15 protein-coding genes are annotated in these 12,993 nt (G+C 47.5%); 7 read left to right on the top strand and 8 right to left on the bottom strand.

What is annotated here, in order from left to right:
- Nucleotides 1–24: 24 nt before the first annotated feature.
- From E4N66_RS11465 to E4N66_RS11455, 3 genes are read right to left on the bottom strand one after another with little or no spacing between them, the layout of a single operon-like run.
- Nucleotides 25–1,404 carry a tryptophanase gene (locus E4N66_RS11465; protein ID WP_253728114.1) on the bottom strand — a complete coding sequence of 460 codons (1,380 nt, stop codon included), beginning with the start codon at nucleotides 1,402–1,404 and terminating at the stop codon, nucleotides 25–27.
- Between the two features lie 18 nt (nucleotides 1,405–1,422).
- Nucleotides 1,423–2,934, bottom strand: a complete 1,512-nt coding sequence (gene gltA, locus E4N66_RS11460) for an NADPH-dependent glutamate synthase (protein WP_253728113.1) — start codon at nucleotides 2,932–2,934, stop codon at nucleotides 1,423–1,425.
- Between the two features lie 55 nt (nucleotides 2,935–2,989).
- Nucleotides 2,990–3,835, bottom strand: coding sequence for a sulfide/dihydroorotate dehydrogenase-like FAD/NAD-binding protein (locus E4N66_RS11455; protein WP_253674849.1), 846 nt, complete (start codon nucleotides 3,833–3,835; stop codon nucleotides 2,990–2,992).
- 217 nt (nucleotides 3,836–4,052) lie between these two features.
- On the opposite strand from E4N66_RS11455, the gene E4N66_RS11450 reads away from it, so the two are divergent.
- Entirely contained in the window at nucleotides 4,053–5,540 is a 1,488-nt protein-coding gene (locus E4N66_RS11450; protein ID WP_253728112.1) for an HDOD domain-containing protein, read from the top strand.
- Between the two features lie 78 nt (nucleotides 5,541–5,618).
- Nucleotides 5,619–6,305, top strand: a complete 687-nt coding sequence (locus tag E4N66_RS11445) for a metal ABC transporter ATP-binding protein (protein ID WP_371921845.1) — start codon at nucleotides 5,619–5,621, stop codon at nucleotides 6,303–6,305.
- Between the two features lie 84 nt (nucleotides 6,306–6,389).
- Here the strand turns inward: E4N66_RS11445 and E4N66_RS11440 are convergent, their stop codons facing one another.
- Genes E4N66_RS11440 through E4N66_RS11420 form a run of 5 tightly spaced genes read right to left on the bottom strand, consistent with a single transcriptional unit; the run spans nucleotide 6,390 to nucleotide 9,196 of the window.
- The gene (locus E4N66_RS11440; protein ID WP_044014064.1) at nucleotides 6,390–6,683 is read right to left on the bottom strand and encodes a hypothetical protein; all 294 of its coding nucleotides are present in this window, start codon (nucleotides 6,681–6,683) and stop codon (nucleotides 6,390–6,392) included.
- Nucleotides 6,684–6,703: 20 nt separating this feature from the next.
- Nucleotides 6,704–7,240, bottom strand: coding sequence for a 4'-phosphopantetheinyl transferase family protein (locus tag E4N66_RS11435; protein WP_253728111.1), 537 nt, complete (start codon nucleotides 7,238–7,240; stop codon nucleotides 6,704–6,706).
- A 9-nt stretch (nucleotides 7,241–7,249) separates the two neighbouring features.
- Nucleotides 7,250–8,131: a selenium-dependent molybdenum cofactor biosynthesis protein YqeB gene (yqeB, locus tag E4N66_RS11430; protein ID WP_253729454.1), complete on the bottom strand. Its 882-nt coding sequence runs from the start codon at nucleotides 8,129–8,131 to the stop codon at nucleotides 7,250–7,252.
- Nucleotides 8,028–8,798 (bottom strand): selenium cofactor biosynthesis protein YqeC, encoded by a 771-nt coding sequence (gene yqeC, locus E4N66_RS11425; RefSeq protein ID WP_253728110.1) that lies wholly within the window; start codon nucleotides 8,796–8,798, stop codon nucleotides 8,028–8,030. The genes yqeB and yqeC overlap by 104 nt, the downstream gene beginning before the upstream one ends.
- Nucleotides 8,783–9,196: a hypothetical protein gene (locus E4N66_RS11420; protein WP_253673603.1), complete on the bottom strand. Its 414-nt coding sequence runs from the start codon at nucleotides 9,194–9,196 to the stop codon at nucleotides 8,783–8,785. The genes yqeC and E4N66_RS11420 overlap by 16 nt, the downstream gene beginning before the upstream one ends.
- Nucleotides 9,197–9,272: 76 nt before the next feature.
- Between E4N66_RS11420 and rsmI the strand changes: the two genes are divergently transcribed.
- The 5 genes from rsmI to E4N66_RS11395 all read left to right on the top strand — a co-directional run bounded on the left by rsmI (nucleotide 9,273) and on the right by E4N66_RS11395 (nucleotide 12,992).
- On the top strand, nucleotides 9,273–9,932 hold the full coding sequence (gene rsmI / locus E4N66_RS11415; RefSeq protein WP_253729453.1) for a 16S rRNA (cytidine(1402)-2'-O)-methyltransferase: 660 nt from the start codon (nucleotides 9,273–9,275) through the stop codon (nucleotides 9,930–9,932).
- A gap of 47 nt (nucleotides 9,933–9,979) precedes the next feature.
- Nucleotides 9,980–10,264, top strand: a complete 285-nt coding sequence (locus E4N66_RS11410) for a flagellar biosynthesis anti-sigma factor FlgM (protein WP_253728109.1) — start codon at nucleotides 9,980–9,982, stop codon at nucleotides 10,262–10,264.
- Between the two features lie 103 nt (nucleotides 10,265–10,367).
- Nucleotides 10,368–11,516, top strand: coding sequence for an iron-containing alcohol dehydrogenase (locus tag E4N66_RS11405; protein ID WP_253728108.1), 1,149 nt, complete (start codon nucleotides 10,368–10,370; stop codon nucleotides 11,514–11,516).
- A gap of 3 nt (nucleotides 11,517–11,519) precedes the next feature.
- Nucleotides 11,520–12,485 (top strand): TrmH family RNA methyltransferase, encoded by a 966-nt coding sequence (locus E4N66_RS11400; RefSeq protein WP_253728107.1) that lies wholly within the window; start codon nucleotides 11,520–11,522, stop codon nucleotides 12,483–12,485.
- A 21-nt stretch (nucleotides 12,486–12,506) separates the two neighbouring features.
- Nucleotides 12,507–12,992 carry a divergent PAP2 family protein gene (locus tag E4N66_RS11395; RefSeq protein WP_044014052.1) on the top strand — a complete coding sequence of 162 codons (486 nt, stop codon included), beginning with the start codon at nucleotides 12,507–12,509 and terminating at the stop codon, nucleotides 12,990–12,992.
- Nucleotide 12,993 lies beyond the last annotated feature (1 nt).

The raw sequence follows: 12,993 nt of genomic DNA, 5'->3' as shown, positions 1-12,993 counted from the left end.
CGTGTTCCGAATGCCCGCTTAGGACTATTTAATGGGTTCCAAATGAGCTTGGAAGTGACGTAAAATCGGCGGTTCCCAGATGATGCGGTAGCCTTTCACCTGCGAAGCTCGCTCTTTGATGTTGATTAATGCTTCGGCAATGACATCCAAATGTGCCTGCGTATATACACGGCGTGGGATAGCTAACCGTGCAAACTCAAATTCAGACTTAATCTGCTTGCCTGTTTCAGGATCATTGCCGAGCATGAACGACCCAATATCGCAGGTACGGATACCGGCTTCTTTGTACAGCTCTACACAGAGTGTATGGCCGGGGAATTCATAGTAGGGAATGTGCGGGAACATTGCGTTCGCATCGACGTAAACACCGTGTCCGCCCGCAGGATTTTGGATGGCAACACCGGCATCAAGCAGCTGAGATGCCAAATATTCCATAGAAGCATTGCGGTATTTCAGATATGCCTCATCGATACCTTCGTACAAACCAATCGCCAAGGCTTCCAGATCCCGGCCGGCAAGGCCGCCGTAGGTAATAAACCCTTCAAACGAAATACAGTTGCCTTTAATCAGCTGGTAAATATCTTTGTTGTTCTTAATACCGATGAGGCCGCCCATGTTGACGATTGCATCTTTTTTTGCACTCATCGTAAAGGTGTCGGCATAGCTAAACATCTCGCGGACAATGTCTTTAATGGATTTATTGTTGTATCCCGCTTCGCGTTCTTTGATAAAATACGCGTTTTCAGCAAAACGAGCGGCGTCGATATTAAATAAGATGCCATATTTTTTTGCGACCGCAGAAACCTCGCGGATGTTTTGCATTGATACGGGCTGACCGCCGGCAGAATTGTTGGTAATGGTCATAACAATCATGCCGACATTTTCTTTGCCGTATTCATTGATATACTTTTCAAGTTTTTCAACATCCATGTTACCCTTAAACGGAGCATAGACGGACGGTTTTTTCGCTTCCGCACATACGCAGTCTACCGGTTTTCCGCCGGATAATGTTACGTGAGCTCGTGTCGTATCAAAGAACATATTGGAAATAGCGAACTGCCCTTTTTTAAGCAATAAGGGGAACATAACTTTTTCCGCTGCACGTCCTTGATGTACCGGCTGGATAAATTCGTATCCAAAAATATCCTGTCCCGCTTCCAGCAATTTAAAATAGCTTTTGCCGCCGGCATATGCCTCATCACCGACCATCACACCCGCCCACTGTTTATCGCTCATTGCGTTTGTTCCGCTGTCGGTTAATAAGTCGATGTACACATCTTCCCCGCGCAGGTTGAACATATTGTACTTTGCCGCTTCAAGTTTTTTGAGGCGTTCTTCGCGGGTTGTCATTTTGATTGGCTCTACCATTTTGATTCTAAACGGTTCCGGTACATACTTTTTCATACGATTTCTCCTTTTGTGTTACTGTGCTAAATATTCGTTAATACTCGCCGCCGCTTTGCGTCCTTCGCCCATCGCGAGGATGACGGTGGCAGCACCAAGTACGATGTCTCCGCCCGACCACACTTTCGGGATACTGGTTTTCTGGTTTTCATCGACGATGATGTTGCCGGTCTTGGTTACCTGCAATCCTTCCGTCGTCTTTGCCATCAGCGGGTTAGAGCTATTGCCGAGCGCAACGATAACCGTATCTACCGGGATTTGATGTTCGGTGCCCGGAATGGCGACGGGGCTGCGGCGGCCGGAAGCGTCGGGTTCACCGAGCTCGTAGTTCAGCACTTCGACTGCGCACACCTTGCCGTCTTTGTCGCCGATAAAGCGTGTCGGGTTTTGCAAAAAGCAGAACTCAACGCCTTCTTCTTCCGCATGGGCGATTTCTTCGGCACGGGCGGGCATTTCGGCACGGGTACGGCGGTAAATACAGTACACTTTGTCGGCGCCGAGCCGGTATCCCATACGGGCGGCATCCATCGCGACGTTTCCGCCACCGATAACCGCAACAACCTTTGCAGGATATAGCGGCGTGTCTGCCTTATCTTCTTGATAGGCCTTCATCAAATTGGCACGGGTTAAGTACTCGTTTGCGCTGAATACGCCGATGAGGTTTTCTCCCTCGACGTTCATAAACTTAGGAAGCCCCGCGCCGGTACCGATAAAGGCGGCGTCGAATCCGTCTTCTTGGAGCAGCTGTTCCAGCGTTGCCGTCCGTCCGACTAAGAAGTTGGTTTCAAACTTGACGCCCATCTTTTTCAGATTTTCCACTTCTTTAGCGACAATGTCTTTGGGGAGCCGGAATTCGGGGATTCCGTAGACCATAACGCCGCCCGTTTTATGGAAGGCTTCGAATACGGTTACCGCATGACCGGCACGGCGGATATCGGCGGCGGCGGCAAGACCTGCGGGTCCTGAACCGATAATCGCAACCTTCTTTCCGGTATCGGGAGCAATCGGCGGAATCGTTGTTTTATTATTTTCCCGTTCCCAATCTGCAACAAAGCGTTCCAATCTGCCGATTGCAACCGCCTTATCCACCGATTTATGCATCTTGCCGACGGTACATACCGCTTGGCACTGTTTTTCCTGCGGGCATACGCGGCCGCAGATAGCGGGGAGCAAGTTCGTCGTTTTAATCGTATCGACGGAAGCCTTAAAATCTCCCTTTTGAATACACGTGATAAATTCGGGGATGGGGATGCCGACCGGGCAGCCCTGTACACAGGGGCGGTTCTTACAGTTTAAGCAGCGTTCAGCCTCTATCCGCGCCTGTTCCTCGGTGTAGCCGGTTGCGACCTCGTCCATAAGGCGGGCTCTGGCATGCGGTTCAAGCACCGGCATTTCCTGTATCGGAATAGCCGCGCGATCCTTCATTTTTAATTCTTTATCTTTCAGTTCGCCCCAATATGTTTTTGCCTGTTCCGCAAGTTCTTCGCGGGGCACATAGTGATGTTCGGTATTTGTACTTTCGTTTCCCATTTCATACTCCTCTATCCGGCAAATTTCGGGAGATGCCGGTTTATCCTTGTTCGGCTTAATTGGCTCCGTTCGACAGCCCGATTCTGCATACATGACGATCGTGATCTTCCCGTTCCTTAAACGCTTTCATCCGCATCATCATATTGTCAAAATCAACTTTATGCCCGTCAAATTCGGGACCGTCTACGCAGACAAACTTTGTCTTTCCGTCAACCGTAACGCGGCAGCCTCCGCACATTCCGGTACCGTCGATCATAATCGTATTTAACGAGACCACTGTGTGAATATCGAACGGACGGGTTGTTGCTGCGCAGAATTTCATCATAATCGGCGGGCCGATTGCAATAACCTCTTGAGGCGGCGCGGCGCTTTCGCAAATTTCTTTGAGCGGTTCGGTAACCAGCGCTTTTCTGCCGTAGCTTCCGTCATCGGTTACGATAATGAGTTCATCCGCTATCTTACGCATTTCTTCCTCGAAAATAACGAGTTCTTTTGTACGCCCGCCGATGATGATAACAACTTCATTACCCGCACGCTTATAGGCTTGGGCAATCGGGTGTAAAGGCGCCGTACCAATGCCGCCGCCGACGCACACTACCTTTCCGACTTTTGTGATATGAGTGGGATTGCCGAGCGGCCCGAGGATTGCCGCAACCGAATCTCCCACCTCTTTCTGACAGAGCTTAATCGTGGTAGCTCCAACCGCCTGAACGACAAGCGCGATCCACCCCGCGTCAGGATCGGCATCGGCGATGGTAAGCGGAACACGCTCGCCGTAATCGATATCAAGCTGAATAATGACAAATTGTCCCGCCTTTCTCTGACGGGCAATTTCCGGCGCAGCAACGCGCAAATAGAAAACATCTTTTGAGAATTGTTTCTTCTCTAAAATTGTGTGAATCATTCGACCTCTTCTCTATATATAGGAAAAATACGGTATCGGTTTGCAGTGATACACGTGTGCGATATTTTACCCGCAAAAGTATGGAATATCAATACACGCACTGCTTCGTATCAGGGTAGAGGCATCGGTCTGATTGTTACCGGTACCCGCAGAAGCCGCTGCTTTTTGTTCATAACGCATTGCGAAAATTATCAATTTCTCTTATACTAAATATATGGATAATGTTGCAACTATACCGGTAGATAAAAACAAGATTAAACAAGCGGTGCAGATGAATATCCCCATCTCGATTAATACCTATACGCTCCCCAAGGAAACGGAAAACTATATTGTCGATGTTGCAAAGGCTTTCCTTAGCGTAATTCATCAAGATGCAATTCAAGACTATATTGTCTATTGTCTCAGTGAACTGACAACGAACGCGAAAAAGGCAAATACAAAACGGGTGTATTTTAAAGAAAAAGGCTTTGATATTTATGATCAGAAGTCCTATGACGAAGGTATGCTCAATTTTAAACAAGAAAGTCTCGAGAACATCGATTATTATCTGCAGCAACAAAAAAAAGCAGGTCTTTATATTAAAGTTATTATGCAGGTAAAGCAAGGAAACATTATTTTCGAAGTACGCAATAATGTCCAAATGGTCGCAACTGAATTCAAACGTATTTTCGACCGAATGGTGGTTGCACGGGACTATGAAAATATGGATCAAGCTTTTATGCAGGCCATCGATGATACGGAAGGTGCGGGACTTGGTTTAATTATCATGCTTCTCATGCTGAAAAAAATCGGATTGCAAGAAGATGCGTTCCAATTGATTTCGGAAAAAGACTTAACGATTAATCGAATAACCATTCCGGTTGATTTTGAAGCGAACCGGCACCTCGTAGAATTGACTAAGACGATTGTCGATTATATTGAAGAAATTCCGCAATTTCCCGAAAAAATCGTGCAAATACAGCATCTTATCAACGATCCGAATGCGACAATGGGTACCATTGCCTCTTTTATCAGTGATGACATTGCATTAACAACCGACCTGTTAAAACTTGTCAACTCTGTTGCATTCGGGCTTACAAAGGAATGTATGAGTATTACCGAAGCGGTTAAAATGGCCGGCATACGGGGTATTCAGCATCTGTTGTATTCCGTTGGAACGCTGCAAGTTTTAAAAGTAACGGGGAGTGAGCAAAAAAGGCTGTGGGATCATACCTATCGATGTGCATTTTTTGCATATAACCTTGCTAAAATGCAGGGAAAGACAAAACTTCTCGAAGAAATATATGTTTGTGCTCTTTTGCACGATTTAGGTAAGATTGTTTTCAGTTCCATTTATCCGGAAGTATTGGAAAAAATCGACGACTTGAAAGCCGAAAAAAATATTCCCGATCAGGTTATCAAGAGCGTGATGTCGGGGATGGAGCATCAAGCGATCGGTGTTGCAGTTGCTGAAAAATGGCATTTACCCGCCGCTATTATCAATACGATAAAATACCAATATGAACCGGAAGCTGCCCCTAAAAAATATTATGAGCTTATTTCTACGGTCAGTTTTGCTGAATTTATGTTGCAGTTCTTTGACGGAAATATCAGCTACTATCAAATTCCGCCGATTTTGCTTAGGCAGCATAATATTGAAAATGAATCACAGCTGCGTGAAATATGTGAAAAACTCAATGCAAAATTTCACGAACCGGCCTAACGTATTTTTATGAATGGACAGGAATCTTCATTTTTGCCGGCTTTTAGTCCCGCACACGAACATACCGAAGCGTGCGGAATGGTCTGTATTCAGAATTTATCGTTTAAGTACGGCGCCGGTAAAAAAGTATTATTTGAAAATCTCTGCCTTACGATTAAGCAAGGGGCGTATATCTCGATTGTCGGAGAAAATGGCACGGGAAAAAGCACCTTGATAAAGCTGATTCTCGGACTGCTGACTCCCGATACGGGGACTATCCGCTGCAACGCACGTAGTATCGGCTATGTGCCGCAAAAAAAAGCGGCGATAACGGGCTTTCCCATTACCGTTTACGAAACCTTAAATTCTTATCGGATATTACGCAAACAGCACGACAAGGGCGTTATCGACCGCTATCTTTCGGATGTCCGGCTGCTTGATTACAAGTATGCTTTGGCGGGGACGCTGTCCGGCGGGCAACTGCAAAAGATGTACATTGCCCGTGCCCTTATCGGTGAGCCGGACTTGCTCATCCTTGATGAACCGTCAACGGGAATCGACATACAGAGCCAGCAGGAAATTTATACCTTTATTAAAAAACTGAATACGGAACAGGGGCTGACGGTTATCTCCGTTGAACATAACCTTGACGCGGCGGTACTCAACTCAACCGATATTTTCCATCTCGCAAACGGATGCGGGCACCTCTGCAATCCGCAAAAATATGCCGCGGAGTTTCTTCACTTCCGCCGTCCGCCGTACAATTCGGATACACGGCTCTCATGACCGTAAAATACCAACCGACTGCGGCAGCTGCTTTTTAAGCAGGTACACACCGATTTTTGCACAAACGCCTCAAACAAACTTTGTTCACGGCTTGCTTTGTTCGTTATGCTGCCGTTCCGACCGGATAAGAGCCGATAAAATACTGAAAAGGGCGATCGCATGAGCCGCAATAATGATACCGGCACTATTTTCGTAGATTCGCCAACTGCGGATTGCATTCAAACCGATACAAAGGATTCCGGATATATATACAATCCGCCCCAACCAGCGCAGCGGCTGCTTGTTTTTTGCCGCCCGTACAAGATTGATAATCCAACTTATCATCATAATAAGCAAAAGAGCGCCGATAACGCACAGTATTGCCATATCTTGATTCATAAACCACCTTCTTACTTTTCTTATAAAGAAACCTGATAGACCGAAACGGGATGTATGCTTCGGCCGCATAAAGAAATTATTGCATCATTATTTGCAAAAGTATAGAGGCATTCGCAAATAGGCTGGGATAAAACATCGACACTTTTCGGGGAGCGGTAAAAGCCCTCTCCCGTATATTTGAGATATGCCTCTTTTTGTGTCCACAACTCGTAAAACCGTTTATCAAACAACGTCATATCTTGGTAAAGATAACGGTTTTCGGAATCGGTAAAACAACGGCTTGCAACGTGCGGTTTTGCCGCGCGTAGCCGTTCAATGTCAGCTCCAATCTCTCCGTCGGATAACGCAATGAGGCATACCCCATGCGTATACGATACACTGAAGTGCCACGCTGCATTTTTTAGGTACGGCTTCCCGTACTTTCCATATTCAAACAAAAGCGGTTCGGGACAATGAGGAATCCGTTCGGCAAGCGCATTTTTCAGCACTTCCCTTGCCTGTGTACGTTCTTGTTCAAAAGATAATCCGTTGTGCCGGCAAATCCACAGCTCCGTCATGATGCTATTTTACGGCACAATACCGCGGGAAAGCAGCGCCGTCAATACCGCCCCGCCGAGTGCGCGCGCTTTGTCGGAAATGGTAAAACAGTTATTCAACTCGGTAAGGCGCGGGTCTATATCCGCCATTTTAAGGCCGCTGCGAACGGTAAACCCGTCGGGCAACATACCGCGGATTATTCCATTAAGCGAAGCGGCAACGTCGGTAACGCTGCCGTCGGTATGTATGATGCGGGCAATGGTTTCGCCGCGGGCAACCGAGCTGCCGATATCGCGCAGAACACGCAGAGTGCCTGCTGCCGGCGCATGGATAACCCGCAAGGCGCTTTCTCCGCCGACCAGTCCGGGAATGCCGGTATTGGGGAGCGCTGTTCCTTGATAAATCAAGCGCGCTAAATTATGCCCGCGCATGGTTTCGATAACGATGTGCGCGTCTTTCCCGGCGGTAAAGCCCGGCCCCAGCGCAATCACCAACGGCGCCATATCGAGGCGCGTTCCGCAATTTTTTTTCGCAATGATGGCATCCACAACGGCGGCAGGCTGCAACTCACTAATCAACTCTCCCGTAGGGTCAACCGCAATGGGGATAAAGCTTAAACGGTTTGCTTTGGAGTCGGCAGCGGTGCCGGTTTCGATATCGACTGTCATTGCCTCTACGCCGGGTAAATGAGCCATAGTACCGGTACCCGCTTCGCCATCGTTCGTAGATAGAATCCCTGCGGCTTGCTCCTTTGCAATTAGGCGCGCTTCGATTCTCTCTATTGAGCAATGCCCAATCCTAACAGCCTCACTGAACGCAACGGTGCGGCGAATGGCGGAAGGGTTTTCGGTTTCCAGTGCAAGGATACGAAAACCGGAGATATGGATTGCTGCCAGTACCCCGCTGGCCAAATCGCCTGCCCCGCGCACGATAATAAGCGGTGCGGATTGCTTCATGTTCGCTCCTCGGCGCAACACAGAGTACAAAACAGGTACCGTGCGCCTTTAAAAAAAGACCGTTCGGATGAAAAACCGCTTGCATAATATGGGGAAGCCGCAATGGTTTATTCATCTTTGCGGAAGTAATGTTCAAAAATCGTTCCGTTCGGTGTACCCATGTTTCATTCACCGGCTTGCCGAGTGTCCGTGTCGAAATAAGTCCTACCGTTTTTGTGGTACGGGGATGAATGACGGGTTCGGTATCATTCCATCCCTTGACCGCCCGCCGTTTACTGCCGTCCGCTTCAATTAACACCACATCATAGTTATCACAGAGGCTATCGATGACTTCCGGCGGCGGGGCACTCAGTTTTTCTCCCATCTCCGTGCCGAAAAAAGACACGGCGGAATCAAGCCGTCCCTTTTCACGTGCTCCCATCTTTGTTGTAGTAGTTACCGCAACGCGCAATCCCTGTGCCGCAAGTTCATTTGCCGCGGTAATCATGGAGGTGGTTTTGCCGCCGCTTCCGATAAAAGACACGACATCACCGCGGCAGAGGCGGAGTTTTTCCGTGAGGGAACCTATACTTCTGCGATTAAAATTGTGGATACGGCGTTGTCGGTTTATGCGTGCCGGCATGCTCTACATCCGAGAATGCGCACGTGTTTATCCGTTTTACCGCGGTCAAATAGCCGGGCAATGAGGTATGAATCGGCTGGAATAGGTGCTTTACATACAGGACAAAAGCGGTCTGCATCGGGTTCTATTATCGGATAACAGTGAGGACACCCATAGATTGAACATAATCGGTCGGTTCCTTCCGATGGGTAAACCTTTGTTTTTAGCTGTTCCCCTTTCCTTAATACGGTACAGCAAACAGGGCAGACGCCGGGCGCACCCGGTTTTCCTTTCGGTAAATATTTGGCAGTTCCGGTTTTTTTGCTGCTGAAAGTAAACAAAAAATAGGCGACAACCATTAATAGTATACCGATAAACACCAATATGAACCACGAAAGCGGTGAAAGAAACGTACCCATACTAATAAGATACACGATTCATGGACTTGCGACAACCTATAAAACGCAGTATACTTTTATAGTGGCATCGTTATATATAGTCGGAACACCGATTGGAAATTTAGGCGATATTACAGTACGGGCATTGGAAATTTTCAAAACGGCCGACTATATTGCCTGCGAGGATACGCGGCATACGCTGGGGCTTTTAACTCATTTTGAGATACGGAAGCCGCTTATTTCGTGCAGGGCGCAGAATGAAGCGGAAGCTGCGCAGAAAATTATCGGTCTATTGGCTGACGGAAAGAACGTCGCTTATGCGAGCGATGCAGGGACTCCTGCTTTGAGCGACCCCGGAGCCGTTCTCGTCAAGCTGGTACGTGAGGCGGGGTATCCTGTCGTCCCCATTCCGGGCGCATCCGCATTTGCGGTTATGGTCAGCATTGCGGGAACGGGCGACTCTTCGGTACTGTTTGAGGGGTTTTTATCCCCCAAACAGGGGCGGAGAAAACGGCGGCTGCAGGAGCTTTTCGATATGCAAACGGGTTTCGTACTCTACGAATCCCCGTTCAGAATTATTAAGCTCTTACAAGATATTGCCGATATTGATAGCGATAGACAGGTTGTCGTCGGCCGCGAGTTGACCAAACTGCATGAAGAAATTTTATCCGGTTCGGTATCGGATATTTTACATACATTACAGGAGCGGCAATCGATAAAAGGCGAGTTTTCGGTTTTTGTATCCGGAAGAGCTTAATTTTTTCGATAAAAATGCCGATAAAAGCTATGGAAGGCGGAAAAAACATGACGATTGATAGACTAAACGGAATTGATCCTGTAAAACCTGTACAACCTCTTCAGCGGACGCAAAGGACTGAAGCATTCGGTAAAACCGATGCGGTTTCCGTTTCACATGAAGCACGGGTATTATCAGATGCAAATATTGCATTGGAAGCGGTGAGAAATGCACCGGATATTCGTGAAGATAAGGTTGCTGAGGTAAAGAAAAAACTTGCAGATCCTTCATATATAAATAATGCTCTCTTGGAACTCGTTGCTGACAGGATATTAGACGATTACGGTCTCTAAAAGAGTGCGGTACCCGGTTCAACTGTATGGTGCCGTTTCAACGCAGTTTTAATCGCTAATATATTTTCTCCCAAAAAACCTGAAATAAAGGCGGAATACGAGTATGTCTAATTTTACCTTTAAGCTTACATCAAATATTATTCTTGGAAGTTACTCCATAGCAAAAATCGGTGCGGAAGCCGTTCAGTTTGGAAAAAAATTCTTATTTATTGTTGATCCGTTGCTGCACGAAACCGGTATTGCAAAAAAAGTTATTGATGCATTGGAAGAAAGGGGAATATCCGTTCTCGTATTTGACGGTGTAAAACGTTCCGCCGACTCGGATATTATCGAAAATGCATTAAGTCTTGCACGCGGAGTCTTTATCGATGCTGTTATTGCCTCCGGCGGTATGGGACCGGTTGCAGTCGGCCGCGCTGTTGCCTCATTGTATAATGAAAGCGGTTCCATCTATGATTTTATCGAAGGAAAGCCCTGTACGGCGAAACCGCTTCCTTTTATCGAAGTTCCCGCTACTTGCCGCGAACCGTTTACCTTTACTCCGTTCAGTCCGATTGTTGACGCTCGTTCACGAAAAATTCATCTGTTAAAAGTGCGGAAGGATCTCTGTAAGCTCTGCGTTTTCGATACCGCTTGCTATTCAAACCTTGCACCAAATGCAACGACGGCAACTATTCTTCAAGGCGTCGGTATTGCGTTTGAAGGGTATACTTCCTCAAAAACGAACTTTTTGTCGGAAACGATTTTAGGGAAAGCAATCGACCGCTTTTTATTGTCGCTTGATCCGCAGCACGGGCGTTCTACCGGTGCTTCTCGCGAAACGGTTATTGCGGAAGCAGCCTGTTTAACCGCCATCGGTATTTCTTTTTCCAGTCCGGGATTAGGCAGCGCCATCGCACTTGCATGTGCAGGTCGCTATAATATCTCAAGCTCGGTAGTCGGAACCATCCTTTTGCCGTATATCCTTACGAATGCGCAAACATCGAATCTCGACAAACTCTTAAAGATCGGGCGGATGCTGAATGTCGATACACGCGGTGTTGATCCGCTTTACGTAGCAAAGGCCGCTATCGAGGAAATCCGCCGCCGTTTGGCTCAAGCTAATCTGCCCACTCGTTTAAAAGATATCGGTTTGTCTATTGAGCAGCTGGTCGCCATTTCCGAAGACGCCGTGTCGCTCAGTTTTATGAACTATATCCCCAAACCGATGCGGAGCGACGATGTGTTTGAGCTGCTTAAACAAGCATATTAGCAGATGATCGAGCTTTTTAAGCTTGTCCGGCTCCCTACTACTCAAAAGATACGCAAGATTATCAAAATTCTTGAGATACTTGAAGCCGAATGCGTTGCGGTTCCTTCCGGCTTACCGTATTCGGCTATTTCTCTTTCCTGCGATTCATTTTATATCGAAGGGCTTTGTGCGCATCTTGCGTCAATGTATCCGTCCGATTCCGTTATTACCGCTGCCGTCAAAACCTATATTTCCGCCTTACGTGCGGAAACGCTCACCGCCGGAGATTACCGCGTACTATTTAATACGCTGCGCCATGCGCTGTACCGGCAGAGCGGCGTGCAGCCCTCAGAATGGGATTTAATCGCTCCGGGGCTGCGTTATGGAACCGATGCACCGGCACCGTATTCGGTAATACCTGAATTTGCCGCTGTATTGAAGCCCGGTGCAGCAGCAAATTCAACAGCACCACACACTAAAACACAGACCGGCGAACCGTCGGCAGCGCTTCCGGTAATGCGCCCGTTTTATCCGGGCGTCTATGTGTATGCCGAAGATATCCGCGCGCCCTTTAATCTCGGTTCCATATTCCGAACCGCAGAGGCTTTCGGTGCGGAAAAACTGCTCTTGTCGGAGGGCTGCGTTTCGCCAGAACAGCCCCGTGCGCAGCGGTCGGCGATGGGCTGTACTCACTTTCTGCCGTGGGAGTATTGCCCGCTTGAAGCTCTGCCTCCCGACTTACCCGTCTTTGCGCTTGAAACCGGCGGTACTCCGATTACTTCTTTTTCTTTCCCCAAGCACGGCATTGTCCTGCTCGGCTCCGAAGAACTGGGGCTCAGCGCGGAAGCCCTCAAAAAGGTTTCCGCCGGTATTGTCAGCATTCCGATGAAGGGCATCAAAGCCTCGCTCAATGTTGCAGTCGCATTCGGCATCCTCATGCAATGCTGGATAGCCTCTTTAAAAGATGCGGTGCTTGACAAAAGCTGTTAATTATACAAAACTGTCCACAAGATGCAGGTTTTTTTTACACAAGTTAAAATTGTAGCTCAAAACCCGATTTTTTTAGCGGCGATTACAAGCTGGCTTTTGAGTCAATTTATCAAAACATTCATCGGATTTTGCGGATCATCAGTACATTCTCTGCCGGTCTTTTTTGACTTATTGGTATGGCGCACAGGAGGGATGCCCTCAAGTCATTCTGCTCTTGTGACAGCTCTCTCGACTACAATCGGTTTTAAACAGGGCGTTTCTTCGGATTTATTTATTTTTTCTATTTTTTCTGCGATGATTGTTATTAGAGATGCAATGGGCGTCCGCCGTTCAAGCGGACTTCAAGCAAAAATGTTAAACGAAGTAGGCGCTAAAATGGCCGAAACAATGGACATACCTTTTAAGCCCGTGAAAGAAGTTCAAGGTCATACCCCTGTTGAAGTTTTTGCCGGTATGATTCTCGGTGTTGTAATCGGAAGTTATTTTTCACTCTATTATACAGTATAAC

Origin of the sequence: Treponema sp. OMZ 857, assembly GCF_024181085.1 — a bacterium.
Classification (GTDB): Bacteria; Spirochaetota; Spirochaetia; order Treponematales; family Treponemataceae; genus Treponema.
Note: the sequence above shows the minus strand (reverse complement) of the source record. Positions and strands in the feature narration are given on the sequence as shown.